The sequence below is a fragment of the Mariniflexile sp. genome (assembly GCF_052728615.1).
On record NZ_JBFVFE010000065.1, the window covers coordinates 1 to 21,417 of the forward strand.

The 21,417-nt window shown below is 35.0% G+C and carries 20 protein-coding genes and 1 tRNA gene; 13 read left to right on the forward strand and 8 right to left on the reverse strand.

The window, feature by feature from the left end:
• Positions 1-242: 242 nt before the first annotated feature.
• The 4 genes from gldF (at position 243) to dnaN (ending at position 4,444) form a co-directional block, all read left to right on the forward strand.
• On the forward strand, positions 243-962 hold the full coding sequence (gene gldF, locus ACU1LP_RS16880) for a gliding motility-associated ABC transporter permease subunit GldF (protein WP_445736854.1): 720 nt from the start codon (positions 243-245) through the stop codon (positions 960-962).
• Positions 959-1,453: a hypothetical protein gene (locus ACU1LP_RS16885; protein ID WP_445736855.1), complete on the forward strand. Its 495-nt coding sequence runs from the start codon at positions 959-961 to the stop codon at positions 1,451-1,453. Before gldF ends, ACU1LP_RS16885 begins: the two co-directional genes overlap by 4 nt.
• The gene (gene gldG, locus ACU1LP_RS16890) at positions 1,437-3,104 is read left to right on the forward strand and encodes a gliding motility-associated ABC transporter substrate-binding protein GldG (RefSeq protein WP_445736856.1); all 1,668 of its coding nucleotides are present in this window, start codon (positions 1,437-1,439) and stop codon (positions 3,102-3,104) included. The genes ACU1LP_RS16885 and gldG overlap by 17 nt, the downstream gene beginning before the upstream one ends.
• 221 nt (positions 3,105-3,325) lie before the next feature.
• Positions 3,326-4,444 carry a DNA polymerase III subunit beta gene (gene dnaN / locus ACU1LP_RS16895; protein WP_445736857.1) on the forward strand — a complete coding sequence of 373 codons (1,119 nt, stop codon included), beginning with the start codon at positions 3,326-3,328 and terminating at the stop codon, positions 4,442-4,444.
• Between the two features lie 175 nt (positions 4,445-4,619).
• On the opposite strand, the gene ACU1LP_RS16900 is transcribed toward dnaN, so the two are convergent.
• The gene (locus ACU1LP_RS16900; RefSeq protein ID WP_445736858.1) at positions 4,620-5,468 is read right to left on the reverse strand and encodes a universal stress protein; all 849 of its coding nucleotides are present in this window, start codon (positions 5,466-5,468) and stop codon (positions 4,620-4,622) included.
• A 264-nt stretch (positions 5,469-5,732) separates the two neighbouring features.
• Here ACU1LP_RS16900 and ACU1LP_RS16905 point away from each other — a divergent pair, with 264 nt between their 5' ends.
• From ACU1LP_RS16905 to ACU1LP_RS16935, 7 genes are all read left to right on the forward strand, one after another.
• Positions 5,733-6,539: a DUF3108 domain-containing protein gene (locus ACU1LP_RS16905; protein WP_445736859.1), complete on the forward strand. Its 807-nt coding sequence runs from the start codon at positions 5,733-5,735 to the stop codon at positions 6,537-6,539.
• Positions 6,540-6,549: 10 nt separating this feature from the next.
• Positions 6,550-6,954 carry an FUSC family protein gene (locus ACU1LP_RS16910; protein ID WP_445734434.1) on the forward strand — a complete coding sequence of 135 codons (405 nt, stop codon included), beginning with the start codon at positions 6,550-6,552 and terminating at the stop codon, positions 6,952-6,954.
• A gap of 126 nt (positions 6,955-7,080) precedes the next feature.
• On the forward strand, positions 7,081-8,133 hold the full coding sequence (locus ACU1LP_RS16915; protein ID WP_445734435.1) for a M28 family peptidase: 1,053 nt from the start codon (positions 7,081-7,083) through the stop codon (positions 8,131-8,133).
• A gap of 653 nt (positions 8,134-8,786) precedes the next feature.
• The gene (locus tag ACU1LP_RS16920) at positions 8,787-9,797 is read left to right on the forward strand and encodes a M28 family metallopeptidase (RefSeq protein WP_445734436.1); all 1,011 of its coding nucleotides are present in this window, start codon (positions 8,787-8,789) and stop codon (positions 9,795-9,797) included.
• A 78-nt stretch (positions 9,798-9,875) separates the two neighbouring features.
• Positions 9,876-10,256 (forward strand): hypothetical protein, encoded by a 381-nt coding sequence (locus tag ACU1LP_RS16925; protein WP_445734437.1) that lies wholly within the window; start codon positions 9,876-9,878, stop codon positions 10,254-10,256.
• Positions 10,257-10,486: 230 nt separating this feature from the next.
• Complete coding sequence (locus ACU1LP_RS16930) at positions 10,487-10,786, forward strand: type II toxin-antitoxin system RelE/ParE family toxin (RefSeq protein WP_445734438.1); 300 nt, start codon at positions 10,487-10,489, stop codon at positions 10,784-10,786.
• 2 nt (positions 10,787-10,788) lie between these two features.
• Positions 10,789-11,073, forward strand: coding sequence for an addiction module antidote protein (locus ACU1LP_RS16935; RefSeq protein WP_445731385.1), 285 nt, complete (start codon positions 10,789-10,791; stop codon positions 11,071-11,073).
• A gap of 174 nt (positions 11,074-11,247) precedes the next feature.
• Here ACU1LP_RS16935 and ACU1LP_RS16940 read toward each other — a convergent pair.
• Positions 11,248-11,323 (reverse strand) — tRNA-His (locus ACU1LP_RS16940).
• Positions 11,324-11,516: 193 nt separating this feature from the next.
• Positions 11,517-12,239, reverse strand: a complete 723-nt coding sequence (gene bshB1 / locus ACU1LP_RS16945) for a bacillithiol biosynthesis deacetylase BshB1 (RefSeq protein ID WP_445734439.1) — start codon at positions 12,237-12,239, stop codon at positions 11,517-11,519.
• A 546-nt stretch (positions 12,240-12,785) separates the two neighbouring features.
• Here bshB1 and pckA point away from each other — a divergent pair.
• Positions 12,786-14,405 (forward strand): phosphoenolpyruvate carboxykinase (ATP), encoded by a 1,620-nt coding sequence (pckA, locus tag ACU1LP_RS16950; protein ID WP_445731383.1) that lies wholly within the window; start codon positions 12,786-12,788, stop codon positions 14,403-14,405.
• Between the two features lie 248 nt (positions 14,406-14,653).
• Here the strand turns inward: pckA and rlmF are convergent, their stop codons facing one another.
• Complete coding sequence (rlmF, locus tag ACU1LP_RS16955; RefSeq protein WP_445736863.1) at positions 14,654-15,574, reverse strand: 23S rRNA (adenine(1618)-N(6))-methyltransferase RlmF; 921 nt, start codon at positions 15,572-15,574, stop codon at positions 14,654-14,656.
• Positions 15,571-16,161, reverse strand: a complete 591-nt coding sequence (locus tag ACU1LP_RS16960) for a TMEM175 family protein (RefSeq protein WP_445736860.1) — start codon at positions 16,159-16,161, stop codon at positions 15,571-15,573. Before ACU1LP_RS16960 ends, rlmF begins: the two co-directional genes overlap by 4 nt.
• A gap of 211 nt (positions 16,162-16,372) precedes the next feature.
• Between ACU1LP_RS16960 and ACU1LP_RS16965 the strand changes: the two genes are divergently transcribed.
• Complete coding sequence (locus ACU1LP_RS16965) at positions 16,373-17,029, forward strand: HAD family hydrolase (protein ID WP_445731382.1); 657 nt, start codon at positions 16,373-16,375, stop codon at positions 17,027-17,029.
• Here ACU1LP_RS16965 and ACU1LP_RS16970 read toward each other — a convergent pair.
• The 3 genes from ACU1LP_RS16970 to ccsA all read right to left on the reverse strand — a co-directional run bounded on the left by ACU1LP_RS16970 (position 17,021) and on the right by ccsA (position 21,201).
• Positions 17,021-17,440 (reverse strand): DM13 domain-containing protein, encoded by a 420-nt coding sequence (locus ACU1LP_RS16970; RefSeq protein ID WP_445731381.1) that lies wholly within the window; start codon positions 17,438-17,440, stop codon positions 17,021-17,023. The genes ACU1LP_RS16965 and ACU1LP_RS16970 overlap by 9 nt on opposite strands.
• A 410-nt stretch (positions 17,441-17,850) precedes the next feature.
• Positions 17,851-18,006, reverse strand: a complete 156-nt coding sequence (locus tag ACU1LP_RS16975) for a hypothetical protein (protein ID WP_445736861.1) — start codon at positions 18,004-18,006, stop codon at positions 17,851-17,853.
• 9 nt (positions 18,007-18,015) lie between these two features.
• On the reverse strand, positions 18,016-21,201 hold the full coding sequence (gene ccsA, locus ACU1LP_RS16980) for a cytochrome c biogenesis protein CcsA (RefSeq protein WP_445736862.1): 3,186 nt from the start codon (positions 21,199-21,201) through the stop codon (positions 18,016-18,018).
• Between the last annotated feature and the right edge of the window lie 216 nt (positions 21,202-21,417).

Here is a 21,417-nt window from a genome sequence, read left to right on the forward strand (position 1 = left end):
ATTTTGATTAACGAGTAACGAATTTTGATTAACGAGTAACGAATTTTGATTAACGAGTAACGAATTTTGATTAACGAGTAACGAATTTTGATTAACGAATGATGAATACTGAGACTGCAAACTGCGACTGTAAACTTTTAACAATGATTACTAAAATAATAATATTTTTGCCAAACACATAAACTAATAAACTTTTAAACGCATAAACTTTCAAATAACCTCATAAACTTTCAAAACAAAAAATGTACGCCATACTTAAAAAAGAAATAAACTCGTTTTTTGCATCGCCCATCGGGTATTTGGTCATTGCCATTTTCTTGTTGCTTAACGGGTTGTTTTTATGGTTGTTTAAAGGGGATAGCAATATTTTGGATTACGGATTTGCCGATCTATCGGCGTTCTTTTTATTGGCGCCTTGGATATTGATTTTCCTGATTCCCACGGTAACCATGCGCAGTTTTTCCGATGAAAAAAAACAAGGCACTTTAGAATTGTTGCTTACGAAACCTATAACGCACATCAACATTGTTTTAGGTAAATATTTTGGCGCGTTTGTTTTGATACTAATCGCCTTAGTGCCTACCTTACTGTATGTTTACACGGTGTACCAATTAGGAAATCCTGTGGGTAATTTAGATATTGGCAGTACGTTGGGTTCGTATTTCGGACTGTTATTTTTAATTGCTGCCTATACAGCCATTGGCGTATTTGCCTCTACCCTTTCCGATAATCAAATTGTGGCGTTTATAGCATCCGTATTTATATGTTTGGTGTTTTATATTGGTTTTGAAAGTATGGCAGATGTTACCTCCAGTAATTTTATGGAACAATTAGGCATGAACACCCACTATAAAAGTATGAGCCGCGGGGTGTTGGACACACGGGATATCATCTATTTTTTGAGCATTACCCTGTTCTTTTTAATGCTCACAAAACTCAATATTAACAAAGAAATGAAATGATTTTAACTCCACTATTTGTTGTTTTTTTAATAGTCGTTTTCCTTTTGGTTTGGGCATTTACCAATACCATAGACAAGCGTAAATGGCTCAGTTTTTTAATCAGTTTGGCCTTAACGCCTCTTGTTTATTTTTATATATTTTATCCGCTTATAAACATTTTTAGCAGTTACCACCATGAAAAACATTTTGATGCCGAAGCTTGGACAGAAAAACCTGCATTGCGTTATGAAATGAGCCATGAAATAACCAATCAAGAACTATTTATGGGCAAAACAAAAAGCGAAGTCCAAGCTATTTTGGGCCCCAGTGAATGGTATGGGTGGGACGACAGCATAAAAGCCAATTCACCCGAAAAATGGAATTATAACTTAGGGTACAAACCCGGTGCCTTTAACCTTACGCAAGAATGCTTGGAATTGGAATTTAAAAACAATAAAGTGTTGAGTACCAAACAATATCAATTGGAAACGAAGTTTGAAAAAAAACAGTAAACATATAATAATCCTATTAGTGGCCTTAGTGGGCATTAATTACATAAGCAGTTTTGTATTTAAACGTTTCGATTTAACCGAGGACAAACGCTATACTTTAAGCGCATCTGCCATTAATGTTATTAAGGATGTAGAAGCACCCATTATTGTAGATGTATTTTTAAGTGGAGATGATTTTCCTGCGGAATTTAGACGTCTTCAAAATGAAACCAAACAATTGCTTGAAGAGTTTTCATCTAAAAACAGCAACATTTTTTTCAATTTTATAAATCCACTGGAAGATGATGCTACACGCGAACGGAACATACAACAGTTAACCGACAGAGGCTTGACCCCCATGCAATTGAGCGTTCAAGAAAGCGGAAAAGCATCACAAGCCATTATTTTTCCTTGGGCACTGGCCAGTTTTAATGACCAAACCGTGATTATTCCGTTGGTAAAAAATAAAATTGGCGCCTCACAACAAGAATTGGTAACCAATTCTGTGCAACATTTAGAATATGCCTTTGCCGACGGATTTAGCAAATTGACCAAACCTAAGCATAAAAAAATAGCTTTTCTAATAGGAAATGGTGAATTAAAAGGAAGATATACTGAAAGTTTTAGAAAAATTTTATCAGAATATTACAAAATAGCACCTTTCACTTTAGATAGTGTTACTAAAAACCCAGAAAGAACTTTAAAACAATTAGATACTTTCGATTTAATTATTTCCGCAAAACCCACCGAAGCCTTTACCGAAGAAGAAAAACAGGTACTCGATCAATATACCATGAACGGGGGCAAAAGTTTATGGCTTATTGATGCCGTAGCTATGGAAAAAGACAGCTTATACAATGCCACTGGCAGTAATTTTGCCGTGACCAGAGAACTAAATTTAACCGATTTCTTTTTTAAATATGGCGTGCGTATCAATCCGGTAATTGTCAGTACGCTTTACTCGGCACCCATTACTTTGGCTATGGGCGAAGGCAGTGAATCGCAATTTCAGCATTTGCGCTGGCCGTATTCGCCTTTAGCATCTGCAAATAGTAGCCATCCCATAGTAAATAATTTAAATTTGGTAAAGTTCGATTTTGCCAACCAAATTGACACCCTTAAAAACAGCATAAAAAAAACCATTTTACTTGAAAGTGCCCCGTTAACAAAGCTTGAAGGCACCCCACGGGAAATAAGTCTGGAAGTGGTAACCCAAGAATTGGACCCTGCCACTTTTAACAAAGGCAACCAGAATTTAGCGGTTTTGTTGGAAGGTGAATTTACTTCGGTGTATGCCAATCGTGTAAAACCGATTCAACTGAAAAATAATGAAGCCAAAAGCGTTCCAACAAAAATGGTTGTCATTGCCGATGGCGACGTTATAAAAAATGATGTTTATAAAAACGTGCCGCAAGAACTGGGTTTTGACCGATGGACCGGACAAACCTATGGAAATAAAGAATTTTTGCTGAATGCCGTTAATTACCTTTTGGATGATGACGGACTTATAAACATTCGTTCAAAGGAAATAGATGTGGCTTTTTTAAACCAGGAAAAGATCGCTGACGAAAAAACCAAGTGGCAATTGATAAATATTCTGTTTCCATTACTGATTTTAGGGGCTTTTGGAGTTATTTTCAATTTTTTAAGAAGAAAAAAATACGCCCATTAATACGCAAAATCCTTTGTGAAGATTACTACTTTCGTAGGAATGAATGTTAATAAGTTTGTTTCCAATTTCAGTCTGTATGGAATATATTTGTAAGTAGTATAATTTAAAAGATATTAAATGAAACATCCTTCACTAAATTTTCTTTCAAACAACGAAATGATTAATAGCGAACAGTCCCGATAGCTATCGGGATGACCAATAAAAAAAAATAAAAATAACAGATGAAATTTATAGTATCAAGTACCTATTTATTAAAACAATTACAGGTTTTAGGTGGCGTTATCAATAGCTCGAACACCTTACCTATTTTAGATAATTTTTTATTTGAATTGGATCATTCCACTTTAACAGTTTCTGCCAGCGATTTAGAAACCACCATGGCGTCTTCATTAGAAGTTGAAAGCGAAAGCAAGGGAAGTGTTGCCATTCCTGCACGCTTGCTTTTAGAAACTTTAAAAACCTTCCCAGAGCAACCCTTGACCTTTATTATTGAAGATAACAATACCGTTGAAATCAGCTCCAACTATGGTAAATATGCCTTGGCTTATGCAGACGCTAAGGAATTCCCGAAAGCAGTGTCCTTGGAAAATCCAAGTAAAACCGTAGTGGTTGGCGATGTATTGGCAACCGCGATAAGCAAAACTATTTTTGCTGCAGGAAATGACGATTTGCGCCCGGTGATGAGTGGCGTGTTCTTTCAGTTTTCAACAGAAGGTCTAACGTTTGTGGCCACCGATGCCCATAAATTGGTGAAATACACGCGTGAAGATGTAAAAGCAAACCAAGTAGCGGAATTCATCATGCCTAAAAAACCTTTGAATTTATTGAAAGGGATATTAACTGATAGCGAAAATGAAGTAACCATTGAATATAACGATTCGAATGCGAAATTCACTTTTGAAAACTCGGAATTAATCTGTCGTTTGATTGATGGCAAATACCCAAATTACGAAGCGGTTATCCCTAAAGAAAACCCAAATAAATTGGTTATTGACAGAACACAATTTTTAAACTCGGTGCGTCGTGTTAGTATTTTCTCCAACAAAACCACCCATCAAATACGTTTAAAAATTGCAGGTGCCGAACTTAATATTTCCGCAGAGGATATTGATTACAGCAACAAAGCCGAAGAACGTTTAACCTGCGACTACCAAGGTGACGATATGCAAATTGGTTTTAACTCCCGTTTTTTAACGGAGATGTTGAACAATCTTAATTCTGATGATGTCCAGTTAGAAATGAGCATGCCCAACAGAGCCGGTATCTTAACGCCTATTGACGGATTGGACGATGGCGAACAAGTGACCATGTTGGTAATGCCTGTAATGTTGAATAACTAACAAATTCCTGCGCAGGCAGGAATCCCATAGATAAAATGATTGAATGACAGTATATCCCCGTAGCGCTCGTTGGGTGCACGACAAATTTCCCCCGCTAGCGCTCGTTTGCAACGAGTGCTTTCCTAAGTTGACGGGCACTCATTTCAAACGAGCGCTAGCAGGGGGTTTTTTAAAATTATTCCTCACTGTTTTTCATTACCAAAAACGGAATATCACTAGTACATGCAATATCTTCAAAAGTGTGCCTGTTAAATAAACGTTGAAAAAACGTATGTTTGTTTATGGCCATGGCAATCATTTTAACATCATGGCGTTTTGAATATTCCAAAATAGTTTCGCAAACGCTCTTTTTTTCGTCTACATGCAAATATTCAAATTTTGGATCTTTAAAATTCAACCTAAAAAAATCAATATCCTTGCTTATTTCTTCTGCAAAATCGTCATCATTAATGGCATGCAGAATATAAAGCTGACTTTTATTCAATAACAGCATCTGTTTTAATTGCCGCAAATCCTCTATTTTATATAAATATTCAAAACTAGTAGTAAAAGCTATCTTATCAATATTAGTAAAAGTACAATCATCTGGTATTGCCAAAACAGGTACATTACCGCGTTGAATCACTTTTATGGTATTGCTTCCAAAAAGCACTTTAGCCAACCCCGAAGCACCTTTGGTGCCCATAATGATTAGATCGATTTGCTGTTTTTCTGAAACTTGATTTATGGAATCGATGAAATTATCATAGTCCACAATAGATTCAAAATAATGCTTCTCGTTATTATACTTCTTGGCGATTTTCGCAATGATGTTAGAAATGGATTTTTTTGCTGCATCTACAATGGTATTATAAATAGTTGCGGAAGAATTTACAACCATCATATCGTCTGAAATAAATGAAGATGCTTTTTGCACATTGAGTATATAAAAATCACATGTTTCATTTCTAAACAATTCCATAGCATAATTGATGGCATTAATGGAATTTTTAGAGAAATCCGTTGGCAATAATATCTTTTTCATCGATTAAAATTTTATTTTCATTAAATCTGTAATCAGTATTTTAGTGATAATACTATAGCCATTCATCTTCAACGCACTTAAACTTTTTTATTGGCTAAAAAATGACATGGGTTCCTTAGTAAAACAAAATGTTTGACAAGTAAATATAAAATTGGTTTGAAAAAAAAACTATGACAATTATCAGCTACCAAAAGAGGCGATTTTAAACAAATAAAAATTAGCATACTATTTTAAAGCATTGTATTTTCGGCACAATAAATGCAAATGCCCACGTTAAGAACTTATACCTATATTTATATGATGCGAATATCCTTTATTGTTTTTTTTCTTCTCCTAGTTTCTACTGATATCCATGCACAAAATAATGCCATTGCTGCGGGCGAAAAACTAACTTATGCCGCATCGTACAATATGTCGGGCGTTCTTACGGATATTGCCCAAATAACGATGGAAGCCACTGAAGTTAAAACTTCAAAAGCGACACTCTTAAGGCTAAAATGTACAGCAGCCACTTATAGTAAATGGGACAACTTCTTTAAAATTAGAGACTTGTATGAAAGTTATGTAAATCCAACAAACATGACTCCTTATTTATACAATCGAGATGTTAACGAAGGAAGTTACTTTAAAAATGAGAAATACACTTTCAATCCTAAAACCAATACGGTAAAATCTGTTCAGAAGAAAAAGAATAACAATGTTGAAGAAAAAAATCTTACCATAAACTCGGGAACCAAGGACATTGTGTCTACCATTTATTATATGCGTACCCTTGATTATAAAAACATGTCTGTTGGTACCCGTAAAACCTTTGTAATTTTATTTGATAGAGAGGAAATAAAGGGGCTGATTACCTATTTAGGGAAAGAAACTTTAACGACTGCCATTGGCAAAAAAGAATGTTATAAATTAGCAGTAGGCTCTAGCGATACCAAGGCTTTGCAAGGAACCAACAGCAATTTTATATGGCTAACCGCTGATGAAAACAAGGTTTTGGTTTATGGTAAATTCAAAATACCCGTGGGCAATGGCGAAATAAAAATTAAATCGGCTTCAGGTTTAAAAAATTAAAAGGATCAAGATGATAAAAACATGCACCATTTTAGCCGTTATATTTGCTGCACTTACTTTGCTGCTGGCTGTTCTGCCTATTTCAAATTTGGCTATTTTCCCCGGTATTGCGGCGCTTATTTTTACTTTAATGGCATTTTATTTATCCAAAAAAACAGGAGAAGTAAAAAAGATTATCCAATTCACATTTTTTTTAACAATTTCCGCTTTGGCGATAAGCACTTACAAAGCTTTTTTTACTGAAATTGAAGTGGCAAGTACTGAAGTGCTAGATGCAAAAGAAGATCAATTTGAAGAAGAAGCCATTGAAGAGTTAGAAGGTTTGGAAATTGAAAATATTGATATGGATGCCCCTGAAACTGAAAATTTGGAAACTCAAAATTCTGAATTAGAAGATATTCAAATTAAACAGTAAGCAATTTCTTCTTTTTTTGTATGTTTGTACAACTAACCATAAAATGAAACAGGCATATAAAATATTTTCCTCAACTTAAGGAATGTTTAATTGCAAGTTACATCTGGAATAAATTGTTAAACATACATGAAATCCTTTTGCATCCTCTCAATATTGTCGCTATTAGGTACGTGTTCGTCACCAAAATACACTACAAGAATCCAAAACATAAAAGACGGTATCCAGTTGGCAGACAGCACATTAATTGTTAATTATGCCAATACCATTACTTCAGAAGAATTAAGTACCCTTTTATATAAATTTTCGTCACCAGATTTTGAAGGCAGAAAAGTGGGTGAAAAAGGGCAGAAAAAGGCTGCGGAATTTTTGAAATCCTATTATGAAAACGAACGCATTCCATCTCCTTTTGGTGGTACAAACTATTACCAAACCATTCCAAAAAGTTTTTTTTCGAATGGTATTAAAGCCTCTGAAAATGTACTCGCTTATATTAAAGGCAGCGAAAAGCCAGATGAAATTTTGATTATATCTGCCCATTTAGACCATTTGGGGATTAATGCTGACGGACAAATAAATTGCGGTGCAGATGATAATGGCTCTGGAACCGCTGCCATGATGGAAATAGCACAGGCATTTAATAGCGCTAAGAAAGAAGGCCATGGCCCAAAAAGAAGCATTCTATTTCTACACCTTACGGGCGAGGAATTAGGGAAAAAAGGCTCCGAATTTTATACTTTGTATCCCGTATTTCCTTTAAAGAACACCATTACAGATCTTAATATAGATATGATTGGAAGAGTTGATGAGAAGCATGCAAACAACAAAAACTATCTGTATTTAATAGGATCGGACCGGTTGAGCAAAGAACTTCATTATATATCTGAAAGAATAAATAACAGTTTTTTTAACATCCATTTAGATTATAGGTATAATGCGGAAAGAGAAAAAAACAACTACTATACCAGATCCGACCATTATAACTTTGCCTCAAATGGCATCCCTGTGATATTCTATTTTAATGGTGAACATGCCGATTACCACCAACCATCGGACACTCCGGACAAAATAGAATATAAATTATTGGAAAAACGCACCAAACTGATTTTTGCTACTGCATGGCAAATAGCCAATCAAGAACATCGGGTAGCGGTAGATACTGAAAACCTATTGTTAAAATAACAGGCAAACGAAATAAATTACAAAAAAAGAAAATTCCAAAAACAAAAAAAAAGACTACTGAATACCATAAGTAACATTCCCCTCTTGGGAGGGGCCAGGGGGTGGGTCGTGCCATGTAAAAAAAGTGAGCTTTAGTAGAAATTATGATATGAATTGAATGTGTAAAAACCCACCCCTAGCCCCTCCAAGGAGGGGAAGAACTCTAATTTATGTTTCAAGTTTTTAGAATCTTTCGTAAACTGTTTTGAATTGATCCCTTAACATAAATTTCAGTACTACATAACATGCGCAACGTTCCCCTCTTGGGAGGGGCCAGGGGGTGGGTCGCACCTTGATAAAATAGTGGGTTTTGAATGAACTTTATTTTTCGTTCATTAGTGGTAAAATAATCTGAAAATAAAAGTATGTGTTTTCACTTGTTGAACTCATTTAAAGTTTTTCAATTGGCTAAAAAATTATCCTTTTGCACCCATTTTTTACCTTTTTTTAGTTACGTAGCGATGCTATGCAACTAAAAAAAGCCTTCAACTAGTCACAAAATGATTAATTTTCGCCTCAATCCAAAAACTTTAAATGAGTTCGTTAAAATAACCCGAAAATTGTTTTAATTAGTTGATTTTTGTAATATCGCAATTAAATAAATGATTTAGAAAATGAAAAAAATAGCCCTGTTATTGTGTGCCTCCGTTTTTACATTAGGATGTTGCACCTCTCAAAATAAAAACATGCCTAAACCAGATGCCAATCCAGAAGATTATGCCTCTATTATTACAGCAGAAAATTTAAAAGAATCACTCTACACTTATGCTTCAGATGAATTTGAAGGCAGAAAAACCGGAGAGCCGGGACAAAAAAAAGCTGTTGAATTCATTAAAAACCATTATATCTCTTTAGGAATTGAGTCACCCATTGCTGAAGGTGATTATTTTCAAGAAATTCCAGCATCCTATTTTAAAGGCGACATAAAAGATTCTGAAAATGTGTTGGCGTATATAAAAGGAAGCGAGAAACCCGACGAGGTTATTGTTATTTCGGCACATTTAGACCATATAGGAATTTCTAAAAATGGCGATATTAACAATGGCGCCGATGACGACGGCTCTGGCACCGTGGCTATTCTGGAAATAGCAAAAGCCTTTAAAGCCGCTGCCGATAAAGGAAACAGACCAAAACGAACCATCTTGTTTTTGCATGTTACAGGTGAAGAAATTGGCTTGTTCGGTTCGCGTTATTATACAGAGGTCGATCCTGTGTTTCCTTTAAAAAACACGGTAGCAGATTTAAACATCGATATGATTGGGCGTGTGGACCCCAAACATGAAAACCAGCGCAACTATTTATATTTAATTGGCTCAGACAAATTAAGCAAACAACTTCATGAGGTCTCAGAAGCCGTCAACAAAAAGTATTTCAATATGGAATTTGATTATACGTATAATGATGACAACGACCCTAATAGATTCTACTACCGTTCTGATCACTACAGTTTTGCCAAAAACAATGTTCCCGTTATTTTCTATTTTAACGGATCGCACGCCGATTACCATAAACCATCGGACACACCAGATAAGATACAATACGACCTTTTGGAAACCCGTGCACGCTTAATTTTCCATACCGCTTGGGAATTGGCAAATAGAGATGAGCGGATTAAAGTGGATTGAAACTTCCGTATAGGCTTCCAAAAAAGGATAGAATGCTTAATAAGAATACGTATATAAATAAGTTACCTGCAAGCTGAAATGACAAACGCGGAACAAAATATCGAAACGCCATTTAATGAGGAATTCTGTACTCGATTAGAATACCGAATTTGTCATGAATTGAAAAAATCGACTGACCCTGTATTAAAAGGATTTTGGTGCGACGGAATTTCGTGGTTACCGAATGAAAAACAGCTAACTAAAAAGCACGTAAATAATAAACGAAAAATAGAAACTAAAGCGTGGATTGGAAGAACTGGACAGACGGAATTTAAAGCGATTATTAATTTCGGACAAAAAGCTTTGAGTAAATACGCTAAAGGAATGGATTTGACTGACTGCATTCATGATTTAAAATTTCAAGCGGAATGGATTGAAATTGATATTGAGAATAAAAAAATAAAGATAGAACTGAATTAAAAGCAGTAGGTAAGCCGTGTATAAAAAATTACTATTTTTAGATTAACCAATGTTAGTTGCCCGTTTGCTAGCTTCTGATTTTCCTTCGGAAAATCCTCGCACCCAAACACGCCACAGATTATATACGAGAAACGTTGAGGTGTATTAAACTTACTCTGTGGAAAACTGAATTTTAAACTAAATAATCCAAAAATTATTCTTAAATTTGTATCCAAGTAGATACAACATGTATGTTCTTTATTGAGAAAACAACTGAATTTGACAAATGGCTAAAAAAGTTAAAAGACTTTAAGGCAAGGGCGAAAATTTTATTTAGAATTCAAAAATTAGAAACAGATGAACATTTTGGCGATTGTAAAACTGTTGGCGACGGAATTCGGGAAATACGAATAAATTTTGCAAAAGGTTACAGAGTTTATTTCAAGGAAAAGGACGGAAAAATAATTGTTCTTTTGATTGGCGGAAATAAATCAACTCAACAAAAGGACATTGTGAAAGCAAAAGAAATTTGGAAAAAATTAAATAATTAAAAATGGGAACTTCAAGATTTGACATAGCGGATTATTTGGACAATAAAGAAATGATTGCGGAATACCTTAATACGGTTTTGGAAGAAGGAAATAATACAGATGTAATCAATGCCATCGGACATATCGCGAAAGCTATAGGAATGACAAAAATTGCAGAAGAAACTGGATTGAGCAGACCGAGTTTATATAAAGCATTATCCGATGGAGCCAAACCGCAATTTGCGACAATAATGAAAGTATTGAAAGCAATCGGAGGACAAATTCAAGTGAATCCAGCTTCTGCCTGAGTAAATAACGCACCACAACAAAGAACTGATTAAAAAACAAGCTATTTTAAGCAAATTTTAAAGCAAAGTTTTCATAAGGTAATATACTTTTTGACTCCATCCAAAAGCTCCACTATAAATTAAAAGTGCTCACAATAACAAAAAAAGCTTCCCGTTTAAGAGAAGCTTATTTTTGGGTGGAAGACCGGGCTCGAACCGGCGACCCTTGGTACCACAAACCAATGCTCTAACCAACTGAGCTACAACCACCATGTATGATTTAAGAAGCTAAAAACTTCTTTGGTTTTGCTCTAACCTCCCGATAGCTATCGGGATGAGCTACAACCACCATGTAGCACGCATTACAAATGCGAGTGCAAATGTAATTGATTTCCATCTTTTCTACAAAGACTTTTTTCAATATTTTAATTTTGTTTTTGAAATAATTTAAAAACGCTATCTAACTATTTAATATTAAACAAGCTATCAACCACCACATAACGTTCAACCGTAAAGCCTTCAGCATACGCTACACCTACTAAACGCCCTAAATCCCTTGCTCTATATTCAATACTATCGGTAAAATTTTTGCTTGATATAGGGGTTTCTGGCTCTTTGCTGTTTTCATCATAAAATTGTGTTTTATAGGCTAACACCGCTTTCATTTTAAGTTCCATAAACCCGGAAACATCTACCACCAAATCCGGCTCTAAATTTTTCCATTGGATATAGTGGTATACCTGTTTGGGTCGCCATGGTTCTTGCCATGCATCACTATTGCTATCTTTTGTATCAATTTTAATCAACCCACTTAAAAAACAAGCATCACTAACCAATTTGCTGGCTTTTCCATGGTCTATATGCCTATCATCAATGGCGTTACAAATAATAATCTCAGGTCTGTACTTACGAATCATTTTAACAAGCTCTAATTGATGGTATTTGTCATTCACAAAAAACCCATCAGCAAACTCCATATTATCCCTTACGGAAACTCCAAGTATTTTAGTGGCTTCCTTAGATTCCAAATCTCTGGTTTCGGCAGTACCCCGGGTTCCTAATTCGCCACGGGTTAAATCTATAATGCCTACTTTTTTTCCGTTTGCCACTTCTTTTGCCAAGGTAGCGCCGCAACCCAATTCCACATCATCAGGATGTGCCCCAATGGCCAAAATATCTAATTTCATCCCTTAATCAAATTACATTATTTTTCATATTATTCAAATAAACGCTTAAATATTAAACACTTAACAATACTCTCACGTTTTCGTAAACACTTTCCTTATAAAAAAACACTAAACAATCAAAATTTCCTAAAAATTCCAAGTTCATCCAAAGCATGACTTTCGTCATAATTAATAGTTGCATTCTACTATAAATTTACATCATAATTGTTTTAGGCGCTTATGTATCCTGTACTTTAAAAGATAGTGTATCCAAACCAATTAACAAGTTTTGAAACTGCTGTTCGCCATTTAAAGCATCATGTATTTGCAAATATACATAATGGTTTTACTGAAAAACAGAAAAAAAAAGGAAAACGATTTTACAAAAAGATCATTTTACTTAGTTTGATTAAAATGTTGATAAAAAGCGATTTTAACTAATAAAACCGTTTTAGTGAATAGTTGGTTTTTACTCATAAATGTCCTAATCACACGAAGCTAATAGTGAAGAATTCACTAAAGAAAATTAAATAATAGATTACTAATAAATAATTAAAAACTATAACGATGAAAAATATTAAAGTTATTCAGGAGTTACACGATTTAGGAATTACAGGATACCACGAAGTGGTTTACAATCCTTCTTATCAAGAATTGTACGATGCAGAATTATCTTATGCTAGAAAAGGTTTTGAAAAAGGAGCAGATACTGATACAGGTGCTGTTGCCGTTAAGACAGGCGTTTTTACAGGACGCTCTCCTAAAGATAGATATATAGTAAAAGATGATATTACTAAAGACACTATTGATTGGAATAGTGTAAATATGCCAACTTCAAATGAAGTTTATTTAGATTTAAAAGGGTTGGTTTTAGAACAACTTTCAACGTCTCCAAAATTATATGTGGTAGATGCTTTTTGTGGGACAAATGAAGATACTCGCTTAAAAGTACGTTTTGTAATGGAAGTTGCATGGCAAGCACACTTTGTAACCAATATGTTTATTAGACCATCCATTTACGAGTTGGAAAATTTTGGTGAGCCAGATTTTGTCGTCATGAATGGTTCTAAAACAGTAAACCCTAACTGGAAAGAACATGGATTAAATTCTGAAAACTTTGTGGTTTTCAATTTAACTGAAAAAATTCAACTTATTGGTGGTACTTGGTACGGTGGTGAAATGAAAAAAGGCATGTTCTCCATGATGAACTACTACTTACCATTAAAAGGGATGGCTGCTATGCACTGTTCTGCCAACGTGGGAGAAAAAGGTGATGTTGCGGTTTTCTTTGGCTTATCAGGAACTGGTAAAACGACGCTTTCTGCCGATCCAAAACGTTATTTAATTGGTGATGATGAGCACGGTTGGGATGATAATGGGGTATTTAATTTTGAAGGTGGTTGTTATGCAAAAGTTATTGACTTAAGCGAAAAAAATGAACCAGACATCTGGAGAGCTATTAAAAGAGATGCTTTATTAGAAAACGTTGTTGTAGATGAGTATGGAGTCGTAGACTACTACAACCATACAATCACTGAAAACTCCAGAGTTTCATATCCAATTTACAACATCAATAAAATTGTATTGCCTTCAAAAGCGGGGCATGCAAGTAAAATTATTTATTTATCTGCGGATGCGTTTGGTGTATTGCCTCCAGTTTCAATATTGGATGAAGATCAAGCACAATACCATTTTTTATGCGGATTTACATCTAAATTAGCAGGAACAGAAAGAGGAATTACCGAGCCATTACCTTCATTCTCTCCAGCTTTTGGCGAAGCGTTTTTAACATTAAGACCCACCATGTATTCTTCTACATTAGTTGCTAAAATGAAAGAGCACAACGCAAAAGCATATTTAGTAAACACCGGTTGGAACGGAACAGGAAAAAGAATATCCCTAAAAGATACGCGTGCCATTATTGATGCTATTTTAGATGGTTCTATTGATAATGCCGAAACTGTTGATATGCCTTTCTTAAACTTAACAGCTCCAAAAGCGCTGCCTAAAGTCTCTAATATTTTAGATCCTAGAAATACGTATAAAGATGTTGCTGAATGGGAAGTGAAAGCTAAAAAATTAGCTGCTCTTTACATCAAAAACTTTGAGCAATATTGTGATACTGAAGAAGGAAAAGCTTTAGTTGCTGCAGGGCCACAGTTATTGGGACAAGAAGTTTTAAATTAATTTATAAAGTAAAATCACAAATAGAAGAAGCTGTCTCAAGAATTGAGGCGGCTTTTTTTGTGTGTTTTTATGTCATTTATAAAATAGGTAATTCATTTACAAAATTTCTTGCTTTGTGATTTTTGTGCCTTCTTTGTGGAATTTTGTGAAATAGCTTTTGCACAAAGGTTCTCAAAGTTTTAAAAATAAAGTTTCACAAAGATTTTCGAATTTCAAAAACGTTTATATAACTATTGTTTTCACTATTATTAAACCCATTCTTCTTGTTCCTGTTTCGATAAAAATGTCCACGCCACAACTCTTGATATTTTATTGCCATGTCCAAGATGAATGGTTTTTATTTCGGTAGCACCTAATTTCTTTAAAGAATCAAGCATCCCCTTAACCAAATCTTTTTTTGAAACCAATGATGTAAACCAAAAACATTGTTTTTTATGTAATGAACTCTCGTACAAATAATTATGGATAAATGCTTTTTCACCACCTTGATACCACAATTCATGTTGGGTTCCTGCAAAATTTCTAATAAAAGTATCAGTTTCCTTATTTAATCCTTTTAATTTTTTGGTAGTAGCCTCCAAAGCCTCTTGTTCCGATTTATAAAACGGCGGATTACACATGGATGCACAAAACCTATCGGCTTCATTTAATACACCCGTTAAAATTTTGGTGCCATCTTTTTGATACCTTAATGTGATGGATTTGTCCAGTCCGTTTTTATCAATGTTTTCTTGGGCAAAATGCAAAGAATTGTTATCAATATCCGTTCCAACAAAATTCCAATGGTACTCTGAAACACCCAACAAAGGATAAACGCCACTTGCTCCCGTACCAATATCTAAAACCGATCTGTTTTTTTTGATATTTGAGGTTTCTAATAAATCGGATAAATGATGGATATAATCAACCCGTCCTGGAATTGGGGGGCATAAATTGGAGTTAGGGAATTCCCAGTATTTTATATCATAATATGCAAACATTAAGGCTGTATTTAAAGCTTTAACAGCCTTAGGATCTGCGAAATCTATGGTTTTTGTATGGTGCGGGTCCTCAAAGACAAATGCTGTTAATTTTGGTAATGCTTTGCACAATACATCAAAATCATAACCAGATTTATGCTTGTTTTTAGAGTGGAAATTTGAAGTTGTTTTGATGGGTTCTTCCTTTATTGGTTATATTCCTTTTTAAGGGTTTTCTCAATTCTCGAATCTGGAATCAGCCATATAACGGCCACTAAAACGAACATAGTTCCCGAAATCCAAACGCTAAAAAAAGCGCCGATGATTCCAATAACATACAATATAGGGGATACTTTACCTTTTAAATCTTTCCCCAAAGCCTTCGCTAAAATAGAGTCTTTACCATGACTTTTTATAATTAAATTTTGAAGCACAAAGTAGGCTATGGCGGCTGCCAATAATATAACACCGTACAAAAACACGGTGGCTGTCGAGAAATGGTTCTCACCCATCCAACCGGACACAAAGGGTATTAATGAGAGCCAAAACAGCAAGTTTATATTGGCCCATAATATATTGCCCGAAACATGCTTAACGGTTTGGAACATGTGGTGGTGGTTGTTCCAATAAATAGCTATATAAACAAAGCTCAACACATAACTTCCAAATACGGGAATTAAAGGTTTTAAATCTTCAAACTGGCCTTCATGTGGCACTTTTAACTCTAAAACCATAATGGTGATAATAATGGCCAATACACCATCGGTAAATGCTTCTAAACGTCCTTTTGTCATCATGCTTTTTTGTGTTAGTCCGTATGGTTATTTGTTTATTAGTTTATAGGTTTATTGGACGTTTCGAGTAAATAACGAAGTACTTAGTAACCCAATAACTATTTTATAATTTCATTAATTTTCAATCTCGATAGCTATCTGGTTTCTTTTTCTATTGGAATTTTCAAAACTATTAAATTACTAATTATTCTTATACCTTAGCAAAAAAACTTAAATGCTTAAAGCTGTTATTTTCGACATGGATGGGGTCATTATTGAAAGTGAACCTCTGCACCACTACGCTTACCACAATATGTTTAACGATGTAAATGTAAAAGTAAGTGATGGACTTTACGAAACTTTTACTGGAAAATCGACCATTAATGTTTGCAAACAAATCTGTTCTATTTTTGATTTAAAGGAAACACCTGAATATTTAGTCTCTTTAAAAAGAAAACATTTTGATATTATTTTTAATAACGATCAAAATTTTGATTTAATTGAAGGGGTGTTGGATGTTATAAAAGATTACCATAACAACGGATTGACTTTGGTTTTAGGGTCGTCTGCCACCATGCCCAGTATTGAGCGTATTTTTAATCGTTTTGATTTGAACCCTTATTTTAAGGCAAAATTGAGTGGTGCCGATTTAAAACTATCAAAACCGCACCCAGAAATATTTATTGAAGCCGTTAAAGCCTCCGGTTTTAAAGCTGGGGAATGTATGGTTATTGAAGATTCTACCAATGGTATTGAAGCCGCCAAAGCTGCTGGGGTATTTTGCATTGGTTTTGATAGTTTTCACTCCAAAAACCAAGATTATAGTAAAGCAGATTTAGTGGTTAAGGATTTTAAGGAGATTCCTTTTAATAAAATTAAAGCATTATTTTAAAACCGCATATCCAAAATTTACCTTAAATTCAACACACCAAATAATAACATGGTTGTAAACTGTAAAGTCAACATTTGCGGGCAACGTGTATTCATAATTACCGTTAAGCCCTTTTAAAAGGCCTAAGGAAATATAGGTTGAAGCCGATGTATTGGTGGCTAAATAAACTTCTAAAACAGGGCCATTATCTGTTTTAAAATTTGTGAATGAAAGCGTGGTTTTTGCTTCATTTGTAGAAACTTTTCCAGAGGTTGGATGTGCACTTGATACAAAATCACCTTGAAATGTGGAAGTATTATTGGGCGGCATGTCTTCTTCCATTTGCGTCATATCTTTATCCATTGGATTATCAGAACTGGAACACGATTGAAAATAAATTAAAACGACGAATAACAGATAGAAGGTTTTCATAATAATGGTTTTAAAGAATTATCTTGTTAGTAAGAATTATTCTTGTTGGTCGAGTTATAAATAGAAACATTACGAACACCTTGTAAAAAAAACAAAAAACGGTACTTATTTTATGAAAAAGAGATGTCAGGTTTTGAAAACATAAGTTTCGGATATGGGAAAACTTTAAATGAGTTTATACATCATATAGAACCCTCTTACTTCGATTTCATCGAAATTATTTTTAGTTGTGTACATCAAAAAAATATTCCATATAATCAAATAACTACTACTGTAAACCCCTCCACCTATCGGCATACCGAGAAATCGGCACAAGCTATCCCTTTGAAAAAAGGGGAGGAATTATTTAAGATCCCTGCGGGAATAGTTGAGGTTAATGAATTTTTGACAAGCCTTTAAATAGTAAGCAATTATAGCTCTTTATCTTGTTTTGCTTTTTGGATAATGGCTTTCAATCGGTCTTTTCTAAGTTGCTCTCCTTCTTTTTTCTTGTTCTTCTTTTGAGCCATTAACTTAGAATGCTTCGCCTTGTTTCTTGTGTTTTTATCCCGACCTGTTTTTGCCATAATCAAAACTTACTTCTTATAAAACTTTGCGTAACCTCTGTAAGCAAAAAAGCCTAATAAAATAACAACGCCTACAGCAATGGCAATCGTATTAAAACTCGCTATTTGCTGACCGCTTTGGTAGGAATGCAATCCTGACAAGTAAAAATTAACCCCAAAATAAGTAAATATAATACTGGAAAATGCTACAACAGACATTAAATTGAAAAACCAACGTCCACGAAGTCCGGGAATCAATCGTGCATGGATCACAAACGCATACACCATGATGCTGATAAGCGCCCAAGTTTCCTTTGGGTCCCATCCCCAATAACGCCCCCAGCTTTCGTTTGCCCACATACCGCCCAAAAAGTTTCCTATGGTCAGCATCACCAACCCTACGGTTAACGCCATTTCGTTTATTATGGTAATTTCCTGGATGTTCAAATCCATTTTAAGTTTGTTCTTTTCCGTGGTGAAAACCATCAATAACAAGGATACCACCCCAAGAATCATCCCTAAGGTAAACGGACCGTAACTTGCCACAATAACCGCCACGTGTATCATCAACCAATAACTATTTAAAACCGGTTGCAGGTTGGCAATGGCAGGATCCATCCAGTTCCAATGGGCTATCATGAGCAACATAGCGGTTACAAAGGCTGTAGAAGCAATGGTTAAATCACTTTTTCTTCCAAAAGCCAAGCCAAAAAACATGGTTGCCCAAGCCACATAAATCATAGATTCGTAAGCATCGCTCCATGGTGCATGGCCAGAAATGTACCAACGTGTTATCAACCCTAAAGTGTGCACTATAAATAATCCTAGAATGATGAATTTAAAAACGGTTATTGAAACATTTAGAACTTTACTTTTATCTTTGAAAATTTGGACAATCAATAAAACAAACAATAAACTGCCTGCATATAAATACCAACTGAACAGCTTTTTAAAAATATCGTATTTGTTATATAAAACTTCGGTGTCAATTTTTTGATCTGAAAGCATTACCGACGCCCCTATTTGATGTTGCGTTTTTTTGAAAGCTGCCAATAGTTTTTCAGCCTCCGAAAAATCCCCACTTTGTTTTGCGGTATTCAAGGTGTATAAATACATTTTAAACCCATTTGTTATAAAATTTTGATAGAGTGAATCTTCAATTTTATAATTTCCTTGTTTATAGTCGTATGCGGAAATCCATTTATTGTTATCGTCATTTGGCACGGGGAATATTTTTAACGACATGCCTTCCACCGCATTGTACAATAAATTGACACGCTGGTCCGCTTCCTTAAATTCCTTTTGAAATCCGTTTGGAGTTGATGTTTTATAGGCGTCATCTAAATATGGTGTTAATTTATATTCGCCTCGTTCAGTGAAAAAATCGGCAAGGGACACGTAATTTTCACTTTCATCCACACCTATAATATGTCGAATGGAATCTGCCTTTTTCATGGCCAAATAAATAACCGGCACATTATACCAAAGCATCGGGCTTTCTTGAATGGACAAATACACTTGGTTGGCGTCAAACTCTTCATAAGTATCGTTTTTACTTAACTTACGAAGCATTTCGGATGCATAGGTATTAATGGGCATCATGCGCCCACTTAAATCTTGGATCACCAAACGCCCAAAAATATCGGCATGTTCCTTTGGTGTGATGTTTGCTTTTAAAACAGAATCTATTTGCGCTTTGGTAGGTTTTGAGTGGTTATGGCCGTTATCACCAGAATGTGTTTGCCCAAAGGAATACAATCCAAAACACAACAACACTACCGACAGTAATTTTCCTTTTTTAGCTTTTACTTTATCCAACATCACTTTTAAATAGCCAAAGCGGGAGCCTTTTACAAATAAAATGGCCATCATTCCAAAATACAGTAAAAAATACCCAATATAGGTAATCAAAGACCCCCAATAATCGTGGTTTACAGATAGTATGGTGCCTTTTTCATCGGGGTTGAAACTCGATTGGAAAAAGCGATACCCGCCATGGTCCAAAATATTGTTCATGAAAATTTTATAGTCGAAACTACCCTCCTTATCATCTATAACGGTTACTTGACTGGAATAAGCTGAATAGCCATTTTCGGTGCCCGGATAGCGTTCTGCTTCAAAATCGTTTAATTTTATGGCAAAAGGCAGTTCCATTATTTTGGACCCGTATTTAAAAGCGAAATCCAAACCACCGACTTTAATTTGTGTAAACGCATTGTTCATTCCTCTTCCACCTAACAAACCAACGCGTTGGGTTTCATCTTTGGTTGTTACTTTTAGCACCACGCCATCGTCATCACTCCTTAAAATTTTGGATTTTTGAACAATAGCGATCACCCCTTTTACAATAGGTTTTGGAAACACCAATTGCATGTTACCAATAACGTAACGCGAGCGCAATATCAAGGGCTGCAAACTGTCCTTTACCAATTTGCCTTGCGCCATGGTAGCCATAGTCATGTATTCGCCCTCAAACGGTGATTTTATGGTAAGTGAATCGTTTTTGTATGTGATGTTGATGGCGCCATCGGTAGGTTTATTCAGTGCAATCAACGTGTTATGGATGCTTTGCACTTCTCCTACCTTTAAAAAATGGTTATGTGGTCCATTACCATCGGCTTCAACCAGTTTTAAATATGCTTGACCATTTTCATTCGGAATAATATCTTCTTCCGCCCCTTTAATGAATTTTTCCAACTCAATGGTTACGGGCTGTTCATTATATTTGGTTTCAATCTTAAAATCATTATCCAAACGATGTGAAAAATCTACTTTTCGTTCCAAAGATAAGCGCTGTGGAACGCCATCAATAACATAATTACCGTCAATATAGGTAGTTATATACGTATCACTTGATAAAAATGTATTTTCGGTAGCGCCTTCCCGAATGCCCATCATACCTTCAAAACTGATGTATCTGGTAATAAAGGCTCCTAATAATATAAATATAAAAGCTAAGTGCAATATCAATGTTGCCCATTTTTCTTTTTTATACAACCGAAACCTGAAGATATTTCCGGTAAAATTAATAACAAAAAACACCATAATGGCTACAAACCACCAAGAGTTATAAATTAAATTTCTGGTGTACGGAGTTGGCGATGTGTCTTGTCCTGCATCCAAAAACGTACCAGTTGCCATAGCTGCTGCAAACACTAGAAATAAAATACCGGTAAGTCGTGTTGAAAAAAGAATTTTGGCGAGTTTATTTTGCATAATCTGAACCCTTTTTTGAGGTCGTGCAAATTTAAGTATTTAAGTTTATTTTTTAGTGTTAAAGTTTGTGAAAAAGATGGGATTGTTATACTGGAATTCACAAAGAGCCACTGAGATACACAGAGTTTTTAATTTAGTAATGCGAATCAAGGGTTTAAAATATTGTAACTATTAAGCCGAGTGAAAATTGGAGAGCGCGCTTGACTTAGGGGCGTT

Excerpts from the sequence above, each read along its gene's own strand:
- gldF (WP_445736854.1), top strand. The coding sequence starts at position 243 with ATGTACGCCATACTTAAAAAAGAAATAAACTCGTTTTTTGCATCGCCC.
- ACU1LP_RS16885 (WP_445736855.1), top strand. The coding sequence starts at position 959 with ATGATTTTAACTCCACTATTTGTTGTTTTTTTAATAGTCGTTTTCCTT.
- dnaN (WP_445736857.1), top strand. The coding sequence starts at position 3,326 with ATGAAATTTATAGTATCAAGTACCTATTTATTAAAACAATTACAGGTT.
- ACU1LP_RS16900 (WP_445736858.1), bottom strand. The coding sequence starts at position 5,468 with ATGAAAAAGATATTATTGCCAACGGATTTCTCTAAAAATTCCATTAAT.
- ACU1LP_RS16905 (WP_445736859.1), top strand. The coding sequence starts at position 5,733 with ATGCCCACGTTAAGAACTTATACCTATATTTATATGATGCGAATATCC.
- ACU1LP_RS16910 (WP_445734434.1), top strand. The coding sequence starts at position 6,550 with ATGATAAAAACATGCACCATTTTAGCCGTTATATTTGCTGCACTTACT.
- ACU1LP_RS16915 (WP_445734435.1), top strand. The coding sequence starts at position 7,081 with ATGAAATCCTTTTGCATCCTCTCAATATTGTCGCTATTAGGTACGTGT.
- ACU1LP_RS16920 (WP_445734436.1), top strand. The coding sequence starts at position 8,787 with ATGAAAAAAATAGCCCTGTTATTGTGTGCCTCCGTTTTTACATTAGGA.
- ACU1LP_RS16925 (WP_445734437.1), top strand. The coding sequence starts at position 9,876 with ATGACAAACGCGGAACAAAATATCGAAACGCCATTTAATGAGGAATTC.
- ACU1LP_RS16930 (WP_445734438.1), top strand. The coding sequence starts at position 10,487 with ATGTTCTTTATTGAGAAAACAACTGAATTTGACAAATGGCTAAAAAAG.
- ACU1LP_RS16935 (WP_445731385.1), top strand. The coding sequence starts at position 10,789 with ATGGGAACTTCAAGATTTGACATAGCGGATTATTTGGACAATAAAGAA.
- bshB1 (WP_445734439.1), bottom strand. The coding sequence starts at position 12,239 with ATGAAATTAGATATTTTGGCCATTGGGGCACATCCTGATGATGTGGAA.
- pckA (WP_445731383.1), top strand. The coding sequence starts at position 12,786 with ATGAAAAATATTAAAGTTATTCAGGAGTTACACGATTTAGGAATTACA.
- ACU1LP_RS16960 (WP_445736860.1), bottom strand. The coding sequence starts at position 16,161 with ATGATGACAAAAGGACGTTTAGAAGCATTTACCGATGGTGTATTGGCC.
- ACU1LP_RS16965 (WP_445731382.1), top strand. The coding sequence starts at position 16,373 with ATGCTTAAAGCTGTTATTTTCGACATGGATGGGGTCATTATTGAAAGT.
- ACU1LP_RS16970 (WP_445731381.1), bottom strand. The coding sequence starts at position 17,440 with ATGAAAACCTTCTATCTGTTATTCGTCGTTTTAATTTATTTTCAATCG.
- ACU1LP_RS16975 (WP_445736861.1), bottom strand. The coding sequence starts at position 18,006 with ATGGCAAAAACAGGTCGGGATAAAAACACAAGAAACAAGGCGAAGCAT.
- ccsA (WP_445736862.1), bottom strand. The coding sequence starts at position 21,201 with ATGCAAAATAAACTCGCCAAAATTCTTTTTTCAACACGACTTACCGGT.